General features: G+C 45.6%; 8 protein-coding genes. 4 read left to right on the top strand and 4 right to left on the bottom strand.

Going from position 1 to position 24281, the window contains the following annotated elements:
* Window positions 1-67: 67 nt before the first annotated feature.
* The 4 genes from ANA7108_RS28215 to ANA7108_RS0115180 all read right to left on the bottom strand — a co-directional run bounded on the left by ANA7108_RS28215 (window position 68) and on the right by ANA7108_RS0115180 (window position 11530).
* Window positions 68-8500 (bottom strand): SDR family NAD(P)-dependent oxidoreductase, encoded by an 8433-nt coding sequence (locus tag ANA7108_RS28215; RefSeq protein ID WP_016951654.1) that lies wholly within the window; start codon window positions 8498-8500, stop codon window positions 68-70.
* Window positions 8501-8725: 225 nt separating this feature from the next.
* The gene (gene proC / locus ANA7108_RS0115190; RefSeq protein ID WP_237741516.1) at window positions 8726-9532 is read right to left on the bottom strand and encodes a pyrroline-5-carboxylate reductase; all 807 of its coding nucleotides are present in this window, start codon (window positions 9530-9532) and stop codon (window positions 8726-8728) included.
* Window positions 9533-9581: 49 nt separating this feature from the next.
* Window positions 9582-10688: a zinc-binding dehydrogenase gene (locus tag ANA7108_RS0115185; protein ID WP_016951652.1), complete on the bottom strand. Its 1107-nt coding sequence runs from the start codon at window positions 10686-10688 to the stop codon at window positions 9582-9584.
* 47 nt (window positions 10689-10735) lie between these two features.
* On the bottom strand, window positions 10736-11530 hold the full coding sequence (locus ANA7108_RS0115180) for a hypothetical protein (protein ID WP_026104209.1): 795 nt from the start codon (window positions 11528-11530) through the stop codon (window positions 10736-10738).
* A gap of 1134 nt (window positions 11531-12664) precedes the next feature.
* On the opposite strand from ANA7108_RS0115180, the gene ANA7108_RS0115165 reads away from it, so the two are divergent.
* From ANA7108_RS0115165 to ANA7108_RS27410, 4 genes are all read left to right on the top strand, one after another.
* Window positions 12665-12862 carry an MbtH family protein gene (locus ANA7108_RS0115165; RefSeq protein ID WP_016951647.1) on the top strand — a complete coding sequence of 66 codons (198 nt, stop codon included), beginning with the start codon at window positions 12665-12667 and terminating at the stop codon, window positions 12860-12862.
* A 31-nt stretch (window positions 12863-12893) separates the two neighbouring features.
* Window positions 12894-14285, top strand: a complete 1392-nt coding sequence (locus ANA7108_RS0115160; RefSeq protein WP_016951646.1) for a serine hydrolase — start codon at window positions 12894-12896, stop codon at window positions 14283-14285.
* Window positions 14286-14909: 624 nt separating this feature from the next.
* Entirely contained in the window at window positions 14910-23483 is an 8574-nt protein-coding gene (locus ANA7108_RS27415) for a non-ribosomal peptide synthetase (RefSeq protein ID WP_144052388.1), read from the top strand.
* The gene (locus ANA7108_RS27410; protein WP_016951644.1) at window positions 23476-24231 is read left to right on the top strand and encodes a sulfotransferase; all 756 of its coding nucleotides are present in this window, start codon (window positions 23476-23478) and stop codon (window positions 24229-24231) included. Before ANA7108_RS27415 ends, ANA7108_RS27410 begins: the two co-directional genes overlap by 8 nt.
* Window positions 24232-24281 lie beyond the last annotated feature (50 nt).

Genomic DNA, 24281 nt, shown 5'->3' with positions numbered 1-24281 from the left:
AGTAGTTTCTTACTTGTAGATCAACGTGAATTAAATGTGATGACGATTAGTTAAAATGAACTATTAATTAACCCTCTTTTCTCCGGCGACCTTTCAGCTTCTGCAAACTCACTTTTGCTATTTCTTGTTCGGCTTGCATTTGCTGTGTTTTATCGGTATCAGCCAGAAGTTTTGCCAATTCATTGAGTTGCAAATCGGGTTGTATAACCACTGTTTGTAAAACCATCTGGAAATGTTCTACTATCCGTGTGATAGTTGTGGGTTTGAATAAATCTGTACTGTATCTCAAAGAAGCTTCCAATCCCTGTTCAGTCTCCTCAACATTCAGCAAGAGGTCATAGCTTGCCGTTTCGTTCTTGACGACTAATGGTTTAATACTCAGTCCGGGCAATTCCAAATCTACTTTTGGCGTATTTTGCAGCACTAACTTGGCCTGAAAAACGGGGTTATAGCTGAGACTACGTTCGACATTGAGTTTTTCCACTAAGCGATCAAAGGGTAGATCCTGATTGGTATAAGCTTCTAGCGCCCGTTCTCGCACTCTGCCGAGCAATTCCTGACTGAAGGTGGGATTCCCGCTCAGGTCAAGTCTCAGGGCTAATTGATTGACAAAGAATCCAATTAAACCTTCCGTCTCGGCTCGGTTTCGATTGGCGACATCGGTTCCCAGTACCAGATCGTCTTGACCGGAGTAGTAATGTAAAACGATCGCAAACGCAGCAAACAAAACCATAAAGAGGGTTGTTCCTGTTCGCCGACTTAAAACCTTCAGTTCCTTAGATAAATCTGGTGTGAGGATAAAGGCTTGAGCATTGCCCCGAAAGCTCTGTACTGCTTGGCGAGGATAGTCATTCGGCAACTTCAAAATAGGAGGTGCGTCTTGCAGCCGTTGTTGCCAATAAGCAAGCTGTCGATCTAATTCCGAACTCGCTAACCACTGATGCTGCCAATAGGCAAAGTCGGCATATTGAATTGGCAGTTTTGGTAAAGGTGAGGTAGCACCCGTAGAGAAAGCCTGATAGAGGATCGATAGTTCCCGCGTATAAAGTGCAACAGACCAACCATCGGAACAAATATGATGAATAGTCACTAACAACACATGAGATTGTTCCCCTAGCTTCAGTAGCGTCACCCGCAGTAGGGGACCATTTGCCAAATCAAAGGGACGATGGGCTTCTTCTGTGGCTAACCGCAGGACTTCTGTTGTCTGCTGATCGGGGGTTAACCCTTGCAGATCCAGTCGGGTTAAATTAAGTTGTGGCTCCGCAGCGATCGCTTGAACTGGCGAGCCATTGACTGTGGGGAAGGTAGTTCGCAAGACTTCATGGCGACGCATAATCTCGATGATGCTCTGTTCCAACGCTTCAATGTGAAGTGAACCTGTGAGATATAGGGCAGTGGGCATATTATAGGTAGCAGTTTTTCCCTCCTCCAGCCGATCCAAGAACCAAAGGCGTTGCTGGGCAAAGGACAAGGGCAAGGATTGGTCACGGGAAACCCATTGGATGCCAGCAGCAGCGGTCTGGCCTTGAGTGGAACGAATCGCGATCTCAATCGCCACACTAAGTTTTGCAACTGTGGGATGCTCGAATAAGCTTGGGATCGAGAGGTCAATGGCAAAGGTTTGAGAGAGGCGAAAAACAAGTTGTGTTGCTAGGAGAGAATGACCACCTAACTCAAAGAAATTATCATCAACTCCCACTTTGGACAAGCTCAAAATCTCCTGCCAAATCTGGGCAACTTGTTGTTCTATTTCGGTGCGAGGGGCAATCAACTCCTTCAAGGGACGGATATTTTGGCGATTGAGGGCGATTAACTGTTCTCGATCAATGGCACCTGTCTCGGTCGAGGGCAATTCTGACAGATGAATGCTATCCCAGGGACTCTGGGTTCCAAAGCGATCGCAGACTCCCAACTGTGCTAACTTTGATTTCAAGGCCTCTGACTGTCCCGTCAAGTAGAACATTAACAGGTGCAAAGCTTTTGGTGTCGTCGTCATATAGCGCCGGACATTGGGGGAGCGATCATTTAAGCCAATCAAGAGTTGAGTTGAGCCATGCTGCAACGCTGCCAGGAATGACTGTAGTCCTTGCTGTTTAGTAATCAGGCTGTACCCACGCGACTGGGCTTGCTCTTTCGTCAGAGAATGCCGACTCATGCCGACCTCATCCCACATACTCCAGGCAAAACAGTAACTTCGCAGTCCCTGTTGTCGCTGTTCTTGGGCAAAGGCTTCCAAAAAGGAATTGGCTGCGGCATACGCACCCGCCCCAAAGCCACCAAAGAAAGCATTCACGGATGAAAAACTAATGAAAAATTTCTCCGGTTGTTGTTTGAGCAGTTGATGGAGTGTCCATGTACCGGAAACTTTGGGGTGCAACGTTGCAGCTAGCCCTGTCCGCGTTTCTGCCTGTAACAGAGACTCGTGGGACACACCTGCTAAATGAATCACGCCGTCTAATTCACGTTGCCAAAGCGCTTGGGTTCGATCAATGACCTGCTGGAGCTGTTCGAGATTGCTCACATCCACTGCCGCATAAAGACAAGCTCCTCCCAAACGCTTTAAATCATAGTAAGTTTTCAGGTGATCGGCATGGGAACCGAGTTTTTCTGGTGCATCGGCTTCAGGTTCATGGTCTGGTAGGAGGGTTCGTCCGACTAAGATAATATGAGCCTGATAGTGTTTGAGCAGAAATTTCGCAATTTCAACCCCAATTCCACCCAAGCCGCCACTAATCAAGTACATTCCACCTGATTTAAACGGGAGCGGTTGTTTCTCAGTTTGTCCCAAATCGATTCGTTCCAGACGAGACACCCAACGTTGTTGATGGCGGTAAGCAATTTCGCGATCCTTGTTGGCAACCTGACACTCCCGCAGGATGAAATTGCCATTCACTGTGACAGCATTGATGGGCAGATCGATATGGGAGCAACTTAGCCCAGGAAACTCCTGGTTTATGGTTTTGAGCAATCCCAGCATCAATGCTTTTTCCGAAGCTACGGTGTCACCTGGCACAACGCTTTGGGTGTGATTGGCAACCACTTGCAGTCGAACGGGTTGTTGTGTAGGTTGAATGGTTGTTAGTGCCTGCACAAAAAACAACAAACTATAAACACCTCGTTCCTGAGCTTGTTCAAGTTTAGACAAATTAGCGATCGCTCGCTCTTGGTTTTCATAGTTCCACAGATGAATCACTTGCCCGATGTGAATGTTATTAGATGCCAGAGACTCAAACAATTGTCGGTAGTGGTCGAAATCTCCAGGGACAATGCGATAGTGCGTGGCATCAATTTGGTCAAAGTTACTCCCCATCTCAACACAGATACACTGCTGTTCGTCTTGCTGAAGCTTTTGGCAGAGGAACGCACCTAAACCCAAGGAATCCATAAAAATCAGATAATGTCCAGTCTGTACCTGTCTCTGGACAACATGAGCCTGTTTACGCTTCCATATCTGGCGATAAAACCAACTGGGAATTGTGTTCTCGTTACCTAACTGGATATCTATCTGCTTGAGTTGTTCCTTAAATGCTCCGGTAATTAGCTGTTGCTTGAGATGGTGGCGCTGGATTTTGCCACTGGTCGTTTTCGGAAATTCCTGCTTCTTGACTGGGATAATGCAAGCTGGAGTGATGCCAAGATTGGATGTTACATAAGTCCGAATTTGTTTAATCAGATTAACACCAGTAACAGATGACTTCGGGACAAAGAAAATCGCTAACCCTTCTGTGCCTCGATTCGTATCCTCAAAACCCAAGGCAGCGACATAGGTTGGTTCAACTTCTTCAATACTATTGACTAAATCTTCAATTTCATAGCAATAGTAGTTCACTCCATTGACCACAATCTGTTCTTTCTTGCGCCCGGTTAAGATTAAGCGGCGATTGAGAATAAACCCTAAGTCACCTGTGTTGAACCACCCATCGCCCACAAAGGCTTCACGATTTGCTTCAGGGTGATCCACATAACCGGGAGTCACAACATCTCCCTTAATTTGTAACTGACCGATCGCGCCTTCGGCTAACACTTGATTATTAGTATCAGTAATCCGAATCTGCACGCCGGGAACGGGCAGACCTAAGTCAACGAACTCACTAACTGCCTCGTCAGTCGTGCTAGCAAATTGCAGGTTGTCGCCCAAGCTATTCTTCTGAATGCAGTAGACCCCAGTTCCATCTAGCTGAAAATGGTTTTGATAAGTCATACAGGTACAGACTTCTGCCATGCCGAATGCAGGCTGCATCGCCTGGGGCGATACCCCAAAAGCCGCAACTTGTTCTAAAAATTCCTGCACAACTGGTCGGGTGACCTGCTCTCCAGCATTCATAAAAAACTTGACCGAACTTAGGTTCCAATGCCTTTGGGATACCTGCTGAAGTGCGTCGCTTACCAACTTGTAGGCAAAATTTGGAGACCAAGTATGAGTAACCTGATAGCGTTGAATCAAATCGAGCCAATTAAGGGGATTTTCCAAAATTAGGGCTGTGGGAACCTCAACCTGTTGACAGCCCAAATAAACATCCTTCAAGTGACAAGTTAATAAAGGAACAACGTGATCTAGTGGCAGCCAATTCAAGGAGATATCAAAGGGCTGATAACCATTGAATTGTTGGGCAGCATGGATGTGGGTAATAATGCCTCGGTGCGTTTCTGGCACTACTTTCGGCACGCCTGTACTTCCCGAAGTTAGCTGTAAGAACACGACATCTTCAGGGCAACCCGCCGGAATTTCTGAGGCAGGGGGATGGTGACGCAATGAGTCGATTCCCAGAACCGACAGCCCATTATCTACAGGCGATCTGCGGAGATTCCTAATTGGCTCTATTAAGAAATCACTTGCTAAAATAATCGGCTGTTTCAGTAGTTCCCAAACCTTCAGCAGTTTTTTTGCCACAACGTTATGCTGATCATAGGTAGGGGCAACTGCAACGGTGACGGGAATAATGCCACCGAGAATACAAGCCCACAGGGTTGAAAAGTAATCCTGAAGGCAGGAGATTTGGAGAATCACGCGATCGCCTGCCTTGAGTCCGTTGTTAGACAAGCCTGTTAACTTGCACTTGGCTTCCTCTAGCAGCACACTATAGGTTTGAATGACTTCTGAGCCATCTGTTTGGATCAAGACAATTCCCTGATTTGGGTACTTCCTTGCGGTTTCCACTAGGGCTGCTGTTAAGGTTCTGGGCGCGTCTGCTGGAATTACCAGGGAACCGCCATCACTAATCGCCCAAGCCTTTGTTTCTCGCTTTTCCAGGTTTACCGTCCCATCAACTGGTATCTTTGCTGATGGCTTTCTTGACAATGTTGTTGATGCTTCCAGGAATCCTGTTGTGATCAATGAGTTTTGCGATACCACTTCCGACAGATGCAGGAGGGGTAAGTGGGTAAGTTTTTCCTGAACAACAACTGCTAGTTCTCCCAAGTCTGGGACTGATTGCAACCGTTCCTCCCATTGTTGGCACTCTTGAAGATCAACTACTGGAATTTTGGCAAGGGCTTGGTCATCAATTTCGCCAGCAGCGGTTATGGGGAGGGATGGAAGGAATAAATAGCTGCTGGGCCACAGATGGGGGGGCAGACAGTTTTGCACCTGATTTTGCAATTGTTCTAGCCGAAACCGTTCTGACAAAACAACGTACGCAATCAGTTCTGGGGTAGAGGTAATAGTTTCTCGTGCCAAAACTCGGCAGTCTTCAACTACAGGTATCGCTAACAGAGCGGTTTCGATTTCCTCAAGGGCAATGTGGTATCCCTGAATCCAAACTTGTCGAGCCGAGGAATCGAGTAATTCTAAAGTTCCATCCCTTAGCCATCGCCCTGTTATGCCTGTGCTGAACCAACGATTTTGAATATTTTTGCTAATATCTTTTAAATGAAAAATCTGCATAAAGCGTGCAGCCGTTTCTGCACAATTCTGGAAATATCCCCTAGCCAATCCATTTCCACCAAGGTAAATCTTACCTTTCACGCCCACTGGTACTGGTTGGAAGTGTCGATCTAAAACTAGGATTGATCCGCAAGGGGTATAACCAGCATGGGATTGACTGCCTGGACGATCTCCATAGGACGCGATCGCACCTGCTTCCGGTAGAGTGTAGAGGTGCTGCAAGTCACCTATGTAATGTTGTCTGAATGCTAGGGTGATCGCCTGGGGTAACTGCCGACCGCGATACACAACCATTCGTAGTGAACCGAGAGACTGGCTATCTCCCTCGTGATTCAAGTAATTGACTAAATCGGTCAGGGACTCTGGCAGACTGTGAAGCAGACTCACCTGGTATTCTCGAATCAGCATGATCCATCTTGATGGGTTCTCCCGTTCTGTCTCTAGAGGGATGATTAACCTTCCCCCTGTAGTTAAAGTCCAGAAAATCTCCAGAAAAGCCGTTTCTTGGACAAGGGATGCTGTAGTTAGACAACTATCCTCACTGTTCATCTGACACAAGCTTTGGATTTGAGCAATTCGAGCGCAGATGCTATGGTGATCGATTTGCACCAGCCGATTAGAGGCATAGAGCAGCTGTGCCAGGGTTGTCGCTGTGACATCACTGCTGGGATTGTGCTTTGCTTGTTTGGCGATCGCTTCTTGCTCTGCATCAAGGCAGAGTATTCGGCATTTCCTCTCAGTTGTCTGGAGTTGACGAAAATGCTCAATAGAGCGCTGTCCAGTCAAGATAATGTTTGGTTTTGTCCTTTGGCAAGTTAAAGCTAGGGCTGCTGTCTTAGCAGCTGTTTCCATTAGCAGACAAGTCCCTCCCACTTTTAGAACCCCCAACAATGCCATAATTAGTTGCAAGGGATGCTCAAGACAAATACCAACCACAATTCCCGGTTTCACTCCCAAAGATTGTAGATAGTGAGCTAACTGATTTGCTTGAGCGTTTAATGTTTGGTAGGTCAATTGCTGACTGCCAGCGACGAGGGCGATCGCTTCCGAGTTACGTTCTACTTCAGCCTCAAATAACTGATGAACACAAAGCCCTCCATCCATCAGATCAACAGTCATAACATTACCCTTTTGGAGTAATTCCTGCTGTTCTGTTTCACTCAAAAGAAGCAATTTCGATAACGGCTGGGTGGGGCAACTCAAAATCCCTTCTAGCTGTTGTTGAAAACGACTCACTAAGTCAGTCACAGTCCCTAACTCAAACAAATCGGTATTATAAGTCAGGAATCCACTCAAACCATCCGCACTCTCCCAAACGTGCAAAGATAAATCAAAATGGGAAGTACCACTGTCAATTTCTTCTCGCTCCATCGTGACACCCGGCAGATTTAAATCATCACTGGGGGCATTCTGCAAGGCAAACATCACTTGAAATAGAGGATTGTAGCTGAGGTTTCGCTCTAACTTTAATTTTTCAACTAACATCTCAAAGGGTAGATCCTGATGAGCATAAGCCTGCATCGTCATCTCTCGTACATGACCCAGTAATTCAATAAATGTCGGGTCTCCCGCTAAATTGATGCGCCAGGCTAGGGTGTTAGCAAAGAAACCAATCAGTCCTTCTAATTCCGGTCGATTCCGATTGGCAATGGGCGAGCCAATCACGATGTCGTCTTGACTGCTGTAGCGTCCTAACAGGCTGGCAAAAGCAGTCAGCAGCGTCATAAATAAAGTCGCTCCTTGGGCTTGACTGAATTGTTTTAATGACAGTGCTAAACTTTGAGGCAGATCAAAGGAGTATTTTGCCCCTCGGTAAGTCTGCACGGGAGGACGGGGATAATCTGTGGGCAAATCGAGGGGTGATACTCCTGTCAACTGTTTCTGCCAGTATGCCAGTTGGGTTTCCAGCACGTCGCCTTGCAGCCACTGCCGTTGCCAATGAGCAAAGTCTGCATACTGAATTGGCAGGTCTGGTAAAGAAATTGCCTCTTTGTTCAAGAAAGCGGGATATAACGTGGAGAGTTCTCGCACCAAAATGCCGATGGACCAGCCATCAAAAATGATGTGGTGCATCGTTAAGATCAGAAGATATTCTTGAGGATGCAGGCGCAATAAACTTGCACGCAGTAAAGGACCATTCTCTAGGTCAAAAGGCGTTTGTGTGGCTTCAATGGTTAATCGTTTTGTTTCCTGCGCTTGTATATCTGCGGAAAGCTCTTGCAGGTCTACAAGTGGAATTATCATTTCTGGCTTTGAGGCGATCGCCTGAATTGGCAGACCGTTAACGGTTTTGAAAGTTGTGCGTAATACTTCGTGGCGCTGGATAATTGTATCTATACTCTTTTGTAGACAAGCAACTTCCAGATTTCCTTTGATGCGAAGCACTGCGGGCATATTATAGGCCACGCTAGCTCCTTCTAACTGAGCCAAAAACCACAGACGTTGCTGGGCAAAAGAAACACAATTCTCCGCAGAGGGCGATCGACGAGGGATAATCTCTTTTTGCTTCAAGTTGATACCTTTTTTCTGAAGCAGAAGTTTGAATAATTCTTGCTTTTGCTCAGTCAAGGATTTCTTAGCAGCGTTATTTGAAGCGTTATCTAATGCACTCATCGATCAAATCTCCAATCATAAATCTGAGGAATCTACAAATTCAGGTAAGTCGCTGGCATCAACAAGAAATCTCTGGGTGTTGAGCGATGGGCTTAATGTATAGCCACCGCCAAGGAGGTGAAGACATAAAGGGATAATCAAACTTATACACCAAAAGGGTTTTCACCCACTCCCCACTCCCCACTCCCCACTCCCTACTCCCCAGCTATACTTCATGGAAATTGCCTAACTCAGATTGCCCAACTTCTGAGTTTGCTCAAAGGTAGCAAAGACAGCATCACAAATTGTGGTCCGAATTCCCCCTTTTTCTAGCTCGTAAAGCCCCGCAGCCGTAGCGCCGCCAGGACTAGTAACTCGGTTGCGTAACTCAGTGGGATGTTCGTTGGTTTGGCGCATCAGTTCCACGCTACCTGCAATTGTTTGCAAAGTCAGGGTTTGAGCTTGGTCACGGGTAAATCCCATCTGAACTCCAGCATCGATAGCGGCTTCGATCAAGAGAAAGACAAATCCAGGACCAGCACCACTCACAGCCGTTGCTCGATCAATTTCATCTTCGTGCAGAACTGCCATTTCTTCTCCTAATGCTTGCAGAATGGTTTTGCTATATGAACGCTGTGCCTCCGTCACTTCCGGGGATGCACTCCAGACAGTCATTCCCATTCCTACTTGAGCCGGGGTATTGGGCATGGCGCGGACAATGGGGGAATGGTTCAAACCTTGGCTGAGGGATGGTATACTCGCTCCAGCTACAATGCTCATGACTAGGGTATCCGGGGCAATTTTACCTCTAAGGGTCGGCATAAGCGATCGCAACACTTGCGGCTTCACACTCAACACAGCGATCGCTTTTTCCTGAATTGCTTCTATGTTGTTGCTTGTGGTTCTGACAGCATAGGTCTGCTGCATATAGAGGCGACGACTTTCCAGTGGATCGCTGGCAATAATTTGGCCGGCTGTCACCACCTTTTGGGCGAGCAAGCCACTAATCATGGCTTCAGCCATCGCACCACTACCTATAAAAGCAATTTGCATATCCGAGCGCATCTGTGTTCCTCTAAAGCCAATATTTTCTCGATTAAAATTAAAATAAATTTGGTTGGATTGCAGCCTTTAAGACCAATCCCTGCTCTACATCTGCTAATGCTTGATTAATTTCTTCTAACCTGTAAAAACGACTAATTACGCGCTCCCAAGCAATCTCTCGATTTTGATCGCGATGACGTTTTAGTAACTGAATCATTCTGTAAAAGTGACTAAAATCGATGCCCCATGTGCCTCGAATCTCAATGTGTTTGAGGTTAATTTCCAAATGGGGATTAAGCAAGATTTCACCGGTATTCGTGTAGTGTCCCACAACTACGTAGCGACCGCCATCTCTGGTCATGGCAATGCCTTGTTTGACCGCAATGGGAACTCCTGTAGCTTCGATGGTGACATCGGCTCCTCGACCATCGGTTAATTCCAGAACTCGTTCAATGTGCTGCTGTGGAGCTTGATCGTCAATTGCGATCGCATCATCCACACCAAAAGATTTTGCCACAGCTAAACGACTTTCATATTTATCAATGACAATCACCCGACCTGCTCCCGAAAGTAAGGCTAAAATTGCCACACTCAACCCCACAGGACCACACCCTTGCACTACTACAACATCGCCAATCTGAATCTGCGCCCGATCAATAGCGTGTAATCCGGTTGGTAACGAACATCCACCTGCTATGAATCGTGCAGGTGTCACCTCTTCAGGTAGCGTTAGCACTTTAACTCCCGGTTTCAGGTAAATCAGTTCCGACCACCCACCGAGCAACCCCTCATTGGATGAGTAGGTAACACCATAGACCTTGCGCTGTGGACAGCGAGTAGATGTTTTGGCAACTAAACAATACCAGCAACTGTTACAAGTCTCGTTCACATCAAGGAACGTCACAATCGACCCTATTTGAATCGGCTGACCATCGAGATTCAAAACCTTTCCACCGATATCAACCACTCGTCCCACTGAAAAGTGACCAGGAATGATCGGATAGGGTACTCCCCCTAAATGGCCTCTAAGTAAATGTACATCAGTACCACAAACTTCCGAGTAGATCGTCTGTAAGATTAGGCCGCCTTTTTCAAGTACAGGCTCTGGCAATTCTTGCAATTCAATTGGACGGTTAGGCGCAGTTAAGACAGCCGCTAATACCATTGATGTTTCCCCGATTATACTCAATCATAAATGTCATCCTATCGGACTCAAGACCAGAAAATGATTTCATCATTAGGAAGTAGTCCCATTGCAGAGGTAAATGTCACGCGTTGCCCCTCGGTTGGCTCAACGATATGATAATTTTGGGTGTTGAAGATAAATACATCTCCGACTTGTGGCTGGAAGCAGATCGAGCTGGCACCTGAAACAACAGCCTCATTATATCCGTAGGAATCGAGTTTATATCTCTCATCTTCCGAACGCCACTGGCGATCGTAAATATAAGTTTTCCCCCGATCATTTGCAGATACTTGGAGGTACAAATTCCAGGACAATTGTCCCACGACTTTACTCACCTCCCATCCGATCTGTTCTGATGGCGCATAATCAATATGTAGTTGTGTCCCTTGCTCAATTTTCCTGATCAACCCTGCATGGTAACTTCCATAGCAAGATTCCGAGGCAATTCTGACAGTTGTACCAGTTTGGTTTCTGATCCTTGCCATCAGACGTTCCAATGGATTGAAAGAAGCAGAAGTAATACGATATTGTTCTTTGCTGGCTCGATCTACTGCTAGGAAGTAATCCTCTTTGCCAATGCTGTTGTACTCAAAGACTGTAATCCCCAGGCGTTCAATCTTAGGAGTAACATTCTGGTAGGTATCAAACCCTAACAAGTTAGCTTGAGTCACCAGTGCTGCACACTCCTGGTTTGTGGCAAACTGCTCTATCTGAACGATAGGAATTTGATTTTCAAATAGCATCCTTAGCGATTTTGCGCTCAAAGACAGAGCTTCTGTTGTTTTCCATACCTTTGACTTGATCAGGTTGGGAGTAATCATTTAAGGTTCTTTTTGTAAATAGCATTAAACAATTGCGATTTTGGTCAAGCTTTAGCCAATCGCTCTGGACTGATTGGCATTTTGCTGATTCCCCTGAAAAGCAGGGCTGTTTCATTCGATCAGGAGGAACTATTTTTCAATATCATTAGTGATAATTTTGGGGACTGAAGTCATGGAAAGCCTAAAAACCTAAATTTAGAGTCAAAAATTCAAATTTACCTAAAGCTTATCAGCCTTTGAGGGAAAGAAACAGCCCTATAGTCAAAAGCTGAGGATCATCAGCTACCAAAAGTAACAGAAATGTTGAATGCGCTTTCACCATCACACTCCCACACTCTGACACCCAGAGACTAGCTATCTTAAGAGTTTTCGCTTTTCTTAGAGCCATTCCTTGCATATCCTCAATACCTCCACCAATTATTGACGAGGGTGAATTGATGTATTAACTCTCTGTTCTCTGAGGTTGAGCAAAAACAATTAGTCCTAAAAATTGCGGCAAGTTTTACCGCAAGGTTGTTTTAATATATTGCCCCTTTACCTCCAACGAGTGTATTGATAAGGATTTTTGTATTGTCTTATGATCACCATTCCAAACGCAAGGACAGTTAAGACATTTAAGCAAGTAATTTAAATAATTTTTGCATCGGCTCAATTAGTAGGGACGCAAAGAAAAATTAAATTGTTTTAATGTATTGCCCCTTTACCTCCAACGAGTGTATTGATAAGGATTTTTGTATTGTCTTATGATCACCATTCCAAACACAAGGACAGTTAAGACATTTAAGCAAGTAATTTAAATAATTTTTGCATCGGCTCAATCAGTAGGGACGCAAAGAAAAATAAAATCAGCGAGGCAATACCTTCGTTAAAAGTAGAGGGTAAACAGAAAAGACCAATTTCGTAGAGTTATGTTCTCGCCTCTTATGACGCTTATTTTTCTTCTTTGTAACTTAAATGTTATGTTAGCTCTCTTTATTTTTTCTATTGCACTGTTTATTGCTAACTGGCTTACTTTCTTGTTAACTTTAGTGACACTTAATAGAAAAAATTCTAAAATAAAAGTTAAGAAAAGTATCAACAGTGTGAAAATGAGGAAAACTGAAGAACTATTAATCTACTTAAAAACAAGAGACTATGAGTGAGAACGATCGCGAAGACGCAACCGTTTACAATGTTGTTGTTAATCATGAAGAGCAATATTCAATTTGGCCAACTTACCGAGAAATGCCTCTGGGCTGGAAAGATACTGGTAAAAGCGGCTCTAAAGAAGAATGCTTAGACTACATTAAAGAAGTTTGGCTTGATATGCGCCCACTCAGCCTCCGTAAGTAAGTGTCCTAATAAAATATCCGAGTAAATAGGAATGTTAGAGCAACAGCTAGAAGACATCGTTAAAGAAACGATGGAATTTTGGGATATTCCCGGATTGTCAATTGCAATTGTTCGAGATACTCAAGTTATTTTCAGTCAAGGATTTGGTTTCCGAAATTTAGAAGAGCGTTTACCTGTGACCTCGCAAACTATATTTGCAACTGGCTCTTCTACAAAAGCCTTCACAGCAAGCGCAATCGGGATTTTAGTTGATCGGGGTCAACTAATTTGGGATTCTCCTGTGAGAAACTATTTGGCAACTTTTCGAGTTTTTTCCCGCTATGCCAGTGAAGACATAACACTTCGGGATTTATTACTGATGCGCTCTGGATTACCGGGGTACGATGTCATTTGGTTTGGCAGCAATGGTAGCTCCCCTCATACCCAATTAGAACTTTATGAGCATCTCACTTTCATGAGATCAAGCCATGAACTACGTACGATGTTTCAACCGCAAAACTTACTCTATACTGTTGCGGGTATGGTCGTAGGTCATATATCTGAAAGTACTTGGGAAACATTTGTTCAGGATGAGATATTTGAGCCATTAGGAATGGCAGATAGTAATTTTTCTGTCAAACAATCTCAGTTGTCAGACAATTTTGCACAGCCTTACGAATGTGATGGGAATAGTCTCAAAAAGTTGGTCTTACGGAATGTAGATGCAATTGGTCCGGCTGGCTCAATTAATTCCACTGCACTAGATATGGCTCAGTGGCTAATCCTCAATCTCAACGGGGGAAAATATGGCCATCGGCAAGTGATTAGTTCTGAAACGCTCAACCAAATGCAAAGGCCACAATTTGTAGTCAACTCCAACTCAACTGACTTTGCACATTTAACCCCAGGTTCCGACAACGACACAATCGATCATGCTCGATTACTGACCTCGATTCGGAAGAAACATTCTTTATCGTCTTTGTTGCGGGGGATTGCTGATGCAAAACAGGAAGCGAGTGTAGATATTTTTTATCCTGTATCCTATGGCTTGGGATGGCTCACCAGTGCTTACCGAGGTCATTATCTGATAGAAACATCAGGTGGAATTGATGGTTTCACTGCAATGGTGAGTTTAATGCCAAACAGTAACTTGGGTGTTGTGGTTTTAACTAACCTGAACAAAACCATGGGAGCCAAGAGTATAACTTATCAAATCTACGATTATCTACTTGATCGGACACCACTTCCTTGGAACCAAATTTTACAGCATGAGGTGGAAGAACAAAAAAAGGAAACAGAGGAAAAATGGGAGAAAATCTTAGCAGGACGCAAGCCTTGGCTCCAACCTTGCCATCCTTTGGTCGATTATCTAGGAGAATTTGCCAATCGATCATTAGGTTCTTTATCAATCACCATGAAAGATGGCTGTATGATCGCAACTTAAGTAGTAAGACAAAATTAATTACACAAAATTTAACCTACAACCTTTATTGAGCCTGAAATCTAATGTGTAAGTATTTTTGTCCGATTACTTATAACGATATCGTATATTTACTTGAGCATTATTGCCATGATACATTTCTGGCGATACTTGCACCCTACAACAAAATTACTAATAACGGTAGCCCATATCCCAATCCGGTTCTTTTATCCTACTATACCGATACTAATGGGGAGTTATCCAGTCTCTCTTTCCCACTCGAACCTGCGCTTCAAGAATTGATTTTTAATCGACTCCCCAACGCAGAATGGTGAGGATAAGGGACTTCCAATTAAAAAAATGGCGTTGCTGAATTAGGGTATGAAATTGAAAAATCAATGATTTCAAACTCTTACTCTCTGTGACTGGAGCGCCTCTGCGTGAAACAAAATCATACTCTTAATCAGCAAGTCCAAAAAAATAAATATTCCATTGCTGAGGTAGGCAGGGGAGCCGGGAGCCGGGGGAATAAAGAACAAATATGGTCTGATGAAATGGGGCATTTATTTTCTGGAAATCCCTAATAACATTACTCTGCTAGTAGCCCATCGGGCAAAGTCTTACTGCCGCGTTATTCAAAATGAAAGTATGTCTAGTCTTATGTTAAATCGAAATCCTGAATGGTCTACGTTGATTGATATTCTGCGTTGGCGAGCTATTCACCAGCCTGATAAACAAGCATACATTTTTTTACCCGATGGTGAAACAGAAATCTGTCTCACCTATGGAATGCTAGAGCAACGGGCGCGTGCCATTGCCATGCAGTTGCAAAGCATTTGTTCTCCAGGCGAACGCGCTTTGTTGCTGTACCCATCAGGGCTAGACTTTATCACCGCTTTTTTAGGTTGCCTTTATGCTGGGGCGATCGCTGTACCTGCTTATCCCCCGCGACGGAATCAAAATTTAACCAGGCTACAATCCATTGTGATCGATGCCCAAGCAACGATCGCACTGACAACCCAAGACTTACTAGACAATGACATTAGTATCTATCTGGGACAAGACCGGATATTAGGGCAACTGAAGTGGTTGGCTACGGATACGATCGCCACAACAGACGCGACATCTTGGCAACCTCCGACTTTAACTGAGGAAACCTTGGCATTCCTTCAGTACACTTCCGGATCAACGGGAATGCCAAAAGGTGTAAAAGTTAGCCATTTGAATCTGCTCAGTAACGAGCAAATGATTCAGCACGCCTTTGGACATAGTTCAGAAACTATCTTCGTCGGGTGGTTGCCATTGTTTCATGACATGGGGTTGATTGGTAACGTTCTGCAACCTCTGTACTTGGGAATTCCTTGCATTTTCATGGCTCCCGTCACATTCCTGCAAACTCCCTTTTACTGGCTCCAGGCAATTTCTCGCTATCGAGCGACAACTAGTGGTGGCCCGAATTTCGCCTACGATCTTTGCATTCGCTCCACAACTCCAGAACAGCGATCGCAACTTGACCTGAGTTCCTGGCAACTGGCTTTTAATGGCTCAGAAACAGTGAGGGCAGAAACCCTAGAGGCATTTACTAGCACATTTGAGTCTTGTGGATTTAAGCGGGAAGCTTTCTATCCCTGCTATGGGATGGCAGAAGCAACGTTATTTATTTCCGGTGGTGCTAAAACGAAATCTCCTCAAGTGTTAGGAGTGGATGACCAGGCCTTGGGGCAGAACCAGGTTGCGATCTTAGAGCCTGATCAACCGAGTTACAAGGCTATTGTGGGTGTGGGACACCCCTGGCTGGATCAATCGTTGCGAATTGTCTCTCCTGACACAAGACAGATATGTGCAGAAGATCGGGTGGGTGAAATTTGGGTAGCTGGTACAAATATTGCTGGGGGATACTGGAATCAATCCGAGCAAACAGCACAAACCTTCAACGCTTACACAGCAGATACCAATGAAGGACCATTTTTGCAAACAGGAGATTTAGGGTTTGTCCACCAAGGAGAACTCTTTATTACGGGACGTTTAAAGGATCTGATTGTCATCCGGGGACGCAATTATTATCCTCAAGATATTGAACTCACCGTAGAACAGTGTCATCCGGCATTACGGGCTGGGTGTGGGGCGGCATTTTCTGTGGATGTGGCAGGAGAAGAGCGACTGGTGATTGTGCAAGAAGTCGAACGCCATTATCTACGGAAACTGCCAGTTGAAACCGTCGTTCAGGCAATTCGTCAGGCAGTTGCAGCACAGCATGAATTGCAAGTTTATGCGATCACACTGCTCAAAACAGCCAGTATTCCTAAAACTTCCAGTGGTAAAATTCAACGCTCTAACTGCCGGAAAAAATTTCTCGAAGCCAGTTTAAGTGTTGTGGGAAATAGTATTTTGAATGAGCCTCCTGCGCCGACAAGTGCAGACAAACCACTTCTGAGTGGGGAAATATTGCGATCGCTGCCGGAGATAGAGCGCCGGCTCAAACTGGAATTGTATTTGCAACAGGCGATTTTGGCAGTGTTGGGCATTTCGCCGTCTGCCCTCAACAAACAGCAACCATTGATTAACTTAGGTTTGGATTCTTTAGCGGCTGTCACTTTACAGCATCGCCTGGAAACTGAACTGGATTTATCTTTGTCGATGACGGCATTTCTCCAAGACACCAGCTTCGAGGAACTGATTCTGCAATTGCTCGAACAATTAGACAGGCAGCCAATCTCCAGAAATCAAGTATTTGCCATAAAATCTGAGGAGCAGCACTGCACCCAGGAGTTGCCTTTGTCCCCCAACCAGCAAGGGTTGTGGTTTTTAAATCAGCTTGCACCGGACAGTGGTGCTTATAATATTGCTTTTGCAGTGCGGATTCGGTCAAAACTGAATGTGGTTGCCCTCAAGCAAGCATTTGAAAATTTGGTGACTCGTCACCCTTCCCTGCGGACATCCTATATTCTGCGGGATAACCAGCCGTGGCAACAAATTCATCAGCACTCTTCCTTATCATTCAAGCAAATTGACGCTACAAATTGGTCTGAGAATCAACTGCACAATGAGTTAATTACAGAAGCCTATCGTCCTTTTGATTTAGCACAAGAATCATTACTGCGAGTGCTATTGTTTACCTCTGAAACAAATGCGCCAATTTTGTTATTGTCCGTTCACCATATCGCGGCTGATTTATGGTCTTTGTTAGTCTTGGTGGATGAGTTGGGTTTACTGTATTCATCAGCCAATACAGGGACTATGGCTAAATTACCGCCAGTAGCGTTTTCCTATACAAACTACATCAATTGGCAAAGGGTGCATCAGTTACCCGCCCTAGAACAAACTTCACAGTCATACTGGAAAGAGCAATTAGCTGATTTACCTCTGTTAAATTTACCCACACTCCGCTCTCGTCCGGCTGTGCAGACATATCAGGGAGCCGCTCACGGATTTGACCTTGATCTAGAATTAACGAACCAACTAAAGCAGCTGGCTCAACGTTGTGGCGTTACCCTCTACACTTTGCTCTTGACTGCGTTTGAGATTCTCCTGCATCGCTACACGGGACAGGACGATCTAGTTGTGGGGTCGGTAACCTCTGGACGGCAGTCTCATTTGAAACAAACGGTGGGCTATTGTGCGAATCCGATTGTGTTGCGAGTAGACCTATCTGGGAATCCGACAGTCCAAGAGTTGCTTTATCGGGTGCGCCAAACCGTATTGGCTGCCTTGGAACAAGCAGATTATCCCTTTCAACGGTTAGTTGAGATATTACAACCGGAACGGGATCTGAGTCGTTCGCCACTGTTCCAGGTGATGTTTGTGTTTCAAAAGCCCCATATTCTGCCCGAATCGTCCCCCTTTGTGCTGCGGCAACCAGGAGCTGTGCTGGAATTGGATGAGTTAGTTTTAGAATCTGTTGGTATTGAACAGCGAACCGCACAATTTGACTTAACGCTAATTGTGACTGAGACTCAGCAGCAGTTGTTGGCATCGTTTGAATATAATACGGATCTGTTCGATCATGGGACGATTGAGCGGATGAGCCAGCATTTTCAGACGCTGCTAGGAGCGATCGCTCTTGAAACTGAACAACGAGTTTCCGAATTACCTTTACTCACAGACCAAGAACAGGGTGAAATCCTGAAAGTTTGGAACAGGACTCAAACATCTGACACTTACGAAACCTGCTTGCACCATTTAATTGAAGCCCAGGTGCAACGTTCTGCCGATACTGTTGCAGTGGTCTTTGGCGAGCGACAATTGACCTATAAAGCTTTGAATGAACAGGCAAATCAATTGGCGCATCACCTGCGATCGCTAGGCGTTAAACCGGGGGTTTTAGTTGGCATTTGTGTCGAGCGTTCCCTAGAGATGGTTGTGGGTTTATTCGGGATTCTCAAAGCAGGTGGCGCTTATCTTCCCTTAGATCCCAGCTATCCGCCAGAGCGGTTGACCTTCATGTTGTCAGATGCGGGGGTGTCCGTATTACTAACACAACAGCGACTTTTGCCGCAACTGCCCGAACAGACAGTACCAAGAATCTGTCTTGACAGCGAAAATAGCCTCCTACAAACCCAATCACTAGATAACCCACACTTTGAGGTACAGCCCCATGATTTAGCTTATGTGATTTATACTTCAGGCTCCACTGGTCGTCCCAAAGGGGTGATGAATACCCATAGAGGCATTTGCAATCGCCTGCTTTGGATGCAGGATACCTATCAACTGACCTCTGGCGATCGCGTATTGCAGAAAACTCCCTTCAGCTTTGACGTATCGGTATGGGAGTTTTTCTGGCCTCTCTTGGCTGGTGCTTGCTTGGTGGTAGCACAGCCGGGAGGTCATCAGGATAATCCCTATTTAATTCGCACTATTGCCGAACACCAAATCACAACCCTCCACTTTGTCCCTTCCATGCTCCAGCTGTTCCTAGAAGAACCCAACCTGGAGCAGACCGGCAGCCTTAGACAAGTCTTCTGTAGTGGTGAGGCACTGCCCAATGCCCTGCAAAAACGCTTCTTTGATAATTTGGATGCAGCGCTACATAATCTTTACGGACCCACAGAAGCTGCCGTTGATGTCACATTTTGGCAATGCGATCGCACCCAAGAACAGTTAGCGGTTCCCATTGGCAAACCAATTGCGAATATGCAAACCTATCTGTTGGATCGCTACGGACAACCCGTGCCGATTGGAGTTCCAGGGGAGTTACATTTGGCAGGTATCGGCTTGGCGCGAGGATACCTCAACCGCCCAGAATTAACAGCCGAAAAGTTTGTGCCGAATCCCTTCTCCCAAGAACCCGGAGCCAGGCTTTACCGAACTGGGGATCTCGCCCGTTACCGACCAGATGGCAACCTTGAGTATCTAGGACGAAGTGACTTTCAGGTGAAGATCCGGGGCTTTCGGATTGAATTGGGAGAGGTAGAAGCGAGCCTCAGACAACATCCTCAAGTGCGAGAAGCGATCGCGATCGCGCCAGACTTTGGCACAAATGGGCAGAGGCTAGTGGCTTATGTGGTTCCCCAACTCGGTACACATCTGCTCAACAATGAACTGCGATGCTTTCTGCGGGAGCGCCTCCCAGATTACATGGTGCCATCCATTTTCGTTATCTTGGAGACAATTCCCCTGAGTCCCAACGGCAAGGTGGATCGGCGTTCCCTCCCAGTCCCCGCCGCCGACCGAGTTTTGCAGGTGGGCTATGTTCCTCCAAGGACACCTACAGAGGAACTACTGGTGGGCATTTACACCCAAGTTCTCGGTCTAAAAACCATTGGGATTTATGACAACTTCTTTGATTTAGGGGGACATTCCCTTTTGGCAACTCAAGTGGTGTCTCGGATACGCACCCTTTTTGCCATCGAGCTGCCGGTGCATCAAATCTTTGAATACCCGACAATTGCCACCCTCAGTCCAATCGTGGAAGCAGTTTGTCATCAGGGAAACCACTGGGTATCTGCTCCTATTCAACCAATGCCACCAGGCGGACAGTTGCCTCTTTCCTTTTCCCAACAGCGCCTCTGGTTTCTGAATCATCTGGAAGGGCATCGACCAATCTACAATATGCCAGCTGCACTACGCATGATCGGCCCACTTCAGATTCCCATCCTAGAGCGCTGCTTCCAAGAAATCGTAGAGCGTCAAGCCTCTCTACGAACGACTTTTCCCTTAGTTGATGGGATACCAGTACAAAAGATTGCCGAGCGCCTTGTTTGCTCCTTACCTGTGATCGATCTGCAATCTCTGTCCGGGGATGAACAAGCGATCGCCGTACAACATCACATTTCCGAAGTCGCCTGTGGCTCGTTTTCCCTAGATCGAGAACCTCTGCTACGTCTTAAATTGCTATGTCTGGCACGGCAATCCTACATTCTAGTGGTGGTCATGCACCACATTATTGCTGATGGTTGGTCGATTGGGGTGATGATTCGAGAACTGTCTACCCTTTACCAGACGTTCTTGGTCGAAGCTAACTCACCTCTAGCCCCTCTCCCGATTCAGTACGTAGATTTTGCCGCTTGGCAACAACAGTTGTTAGAGAATGAACAGCTAGCAGCCCAGGTGGATTACTGGAAACAGCAATTGGCAGACGCTACTAATATACTGGACTTGCCAACAGATTATCCCCGCCCTCCCGTCCAAACTTTTCGTGGCGGACAGGAATCCTTTGAACTAAGTCCAGCTTTAACAGCGCAATTGCATGACTTGGCTAGGCAATCTGGGGCAACGGTCTTCATGGTGCTATTTACTGCCTTTGTGAGTCTGTTATATCGCTACAGCGGCCAAGAGGATATCCTGGTGGGTTCACCAGTTGCCAATCGAAATCGCCAGGAACTAGAAGATATAATTGGCTTTTTTGTCAATACCCTGGTGCTACGGACTCATCTATTTGATCAGCTTTCATTTCAAGAGTTGTTGACTCAGGTGAAGCAAACCTGTTTGGAGGCCTATGCCCACCAAGATATTCCGTTTGAGAAGTTGGTAGAGATCCTCAAGCCAGAGCGCAGTCTCAGCCATAATCCACTGTTTCAGGTGATGTTCGTGTTTCAAAATGCTCCTAGAGAGCAACTGAATTTGTCAGATGTCACCTTAGACTGGTTGGAGGTTGATACAGCCACTACTAAGTTCGATCTGACTCTAATCATGGAAGAACGAGGTTCCCAGCTTGTGGGTACTATCGAGTACAGTCAGGATCTTTACAATAGAACAACTATCCAGCGCTTAATCGGTCACTTGCAAACGCTGTTGTCAGAAATGGTCATAGCACCGCAACAAATGGTAGCGACTGCTAAAATACTCAGTCCCACAGAAGAGCAACAGATTTTACAGGAGTGGAATTTCACTCCGTCTACCTTTAATCTGGTTCAGTGTATCCACCAGCTATTTGAAGAACAGGTAACAAAAACACCTGATCGAGTCGCGCTGGAATTGGGAGATGAACATTTAACTTATCGAGAACTAAATAGCCGTGCAAATCAGTTAGCACACTATCTGCGACAACTTCAGGTGCAGCCCGATGAACCTGTGGGATTATGTGTTTCGCGAAGCTTGAGCGGATTTGTTGGTTTGCTGGGTATTTTGAAAGCTGGGGGTGCTTATGTCCCCCTAGATCCGACCTATCCCCCTGAACGTCTGGCTTTTTCCATCCAGGATGCCAAAGTTAAGGTGCTAGTGACAGAAACTGATGTGGCCAGCGCCTTGCCAAGCTCAACTTTTGAGATTGTTTACTTGGATCGCGATCGCTCAGACATCGCTCAACAGTCTGTTGATAACCCAGAATGTCCGGCAACAGGTGAAAATTTAGCTTACATCATCTATACATCAGGCTCGACTGGTATCCCCAAAGGAGTTGCCATGCAACACCAGTCTTTAATCAATTTAATTTCCTGGCAAATTGAAAATGTCACCGCTCCTAGCAGCGCCAGAACAGCCCAGTTCGCCTCATTGAGCTTTGATGTTTCCGTCCAAGAAACTTTCGCTACCTGGTGCGAGGGTGGAACTCTCGTTTTGGTGCCAGAGCAGACAAGGCGCGACCCAACCCTTCTACTGAGATTTCTCAGTGATGCTGGCATTAAACGCTTCTTTGCTCCCTATGTGGTTCTACAGCAACTGGCTGAGGTGGCAATTGAGCGCGATCAGGTTCCCAAGGGGCTACAAGACTTGATTACAGCGGGGGAGCAACTCTGCATTACACCTGAGATCGCCCGCTTTTTTGAACGACTGGAGCATTGTACCTTGTGGAATCACTATGGCCCCACAGAAACCCACTTAGCAACAGCCTACAATCTCACCGGAAACCCCAGCAAATGGGTGACATTTCCTCCTATTGGTCGTCCCATTGCTAACACTCAGGTTTACCTTCTGGATAGAAATCAGCAACTAGTACCTGTGGGGATACCTGGAGAAATCTATATTGCGGGGACTGGACTGGCCAGAGGTTACTACAATCGTCCAGAGTTAACGGCAGATAAGTTCTCGGCTCATGCTTTTAGCCAAGCCACTGGTAGGCGTTGGTATCGAACAGGAGATATCGCTCGTTATCGTGCAGATGGAGTCCTAGAATACTTAGGTCGCATTGATAACCAGGTCAAGATTCGGGGCTTCCGGATTGAACTGGCAGAAATTGAGGCTGTTTTAGGGCAGCATCCTGATGTCCTGGAAGCAGTGGCGATCGCCACCATGGAACCTACCGAAAACAAGCGGCTGATCGCTTACATTGTTCCTAAACCAAATCAAGTTCTCACCACTCAAGAACTGAGAACCTATCTCAAAACCAAATTGCCAGAGTACATGGTACCATCAGCTTTTGTCATGCTGGAGACTCTACCTCTGACCCCAAGTGGTAAAGTTGATCGCCGAGTATTGCCGACTCCCGACAGAAGTAGTTTCGAGAATAATTACATTGCACCGGAAACATCAACAGAAGTAGTTCTCGCAGATATCTGGTCAGAAGTTTTGCACCTCCCTCAAGTCAGTATTCATGATAACTTCTTTGATCTGGGTGGACATTCCTTGCTGGCAACACAATTGCTTAGTCGAATCAACCAAATTTTCTCGTCAGAAATATCACTCCAGCAACTTTTTATGAATCCAACTATTGCAGAGCTAGAGACTGTACTTGCCAAGCTGCTGGGAAGTCAGAACCAGGTTGATGAAATTGCTCAAACATTTCTGGAAGTGAACAATTTGACTCCAGAGGAAATAGAAGTCTTATTTAAACAGATCGGACATGAATAAACCTAACTTTTTTTTAGTTGGAGCGCCCCGCTGTGCAACAACTGCGATGTGTCAATATCTTGATCGACACCCTGCTATTTATATCTCGAAACCGAAGGAACCTAACTTCTTTGATGGTGATTTACTCAGCCTGAAACCGTTGCACCGTAGCTACACTCTCTCAGAATATCTTGACTTGTTTAAAGCAGGCGAGGGACTTCTATGTGGGGAAGGCACAGTCTGGTATATGCTGTCTAAAACTGCGGCCAGAGAGATTTATCAGTTCAACCCTCATGCTAAAATCCTGATTATGCTCAGGAATCCGGTTGACTTTTTGTATTCGCTGCACAGTCATTTGGTGTTCTATGGCTACGAAGATATTCAAGATTTTGAGAGTGCCTTGCTAGCAGAACCTGATCGCCGCCAAGGTAAACGAATTCCTCCTGGCTGCCATCCCACAGAACTCTTACTATATAGTGAATTAGCAAGTTTTACACAGCAGATTCAACGATATCTAGATGTCTTCGATCACAGCCAAATTCACTTAACGATCTATGATGACTTTGTGAAAGATACTGCGGGAACTTATCGAAAAGTTTTGCAATTTTTAGGGGTAGATGCTAATTTCACCACAGATTTTGAAATCGTTAATTCCAATAAGCGCGAGGGGAAGGCGATGGAACTAAAATTGAGACAGCAACTTCAATTCCAGTACGCCGAGGAAGTGCAGAAGTTGTCTCAATTGATCGATCGCGACCTATTTTACTGAAGTCGTGATCGCGCTTTGGAATTGAAAAAATTGGCGTTGCTAAATCAAAG

It is taken from the genome of Anabaena sp. PCC 7108 (assembly GCF_000332135.1).
GTDB lineage: Bacteria > Cyanobacteriota > Cyanobacteriia > Cyanobacteriales > Nostocaceae > Anabaena.
The sequence above is the reverse complement of the archived record's forward strand: the minus strand, read 5'-3'. Positions and strand labels throughout refer to the sequence as shown.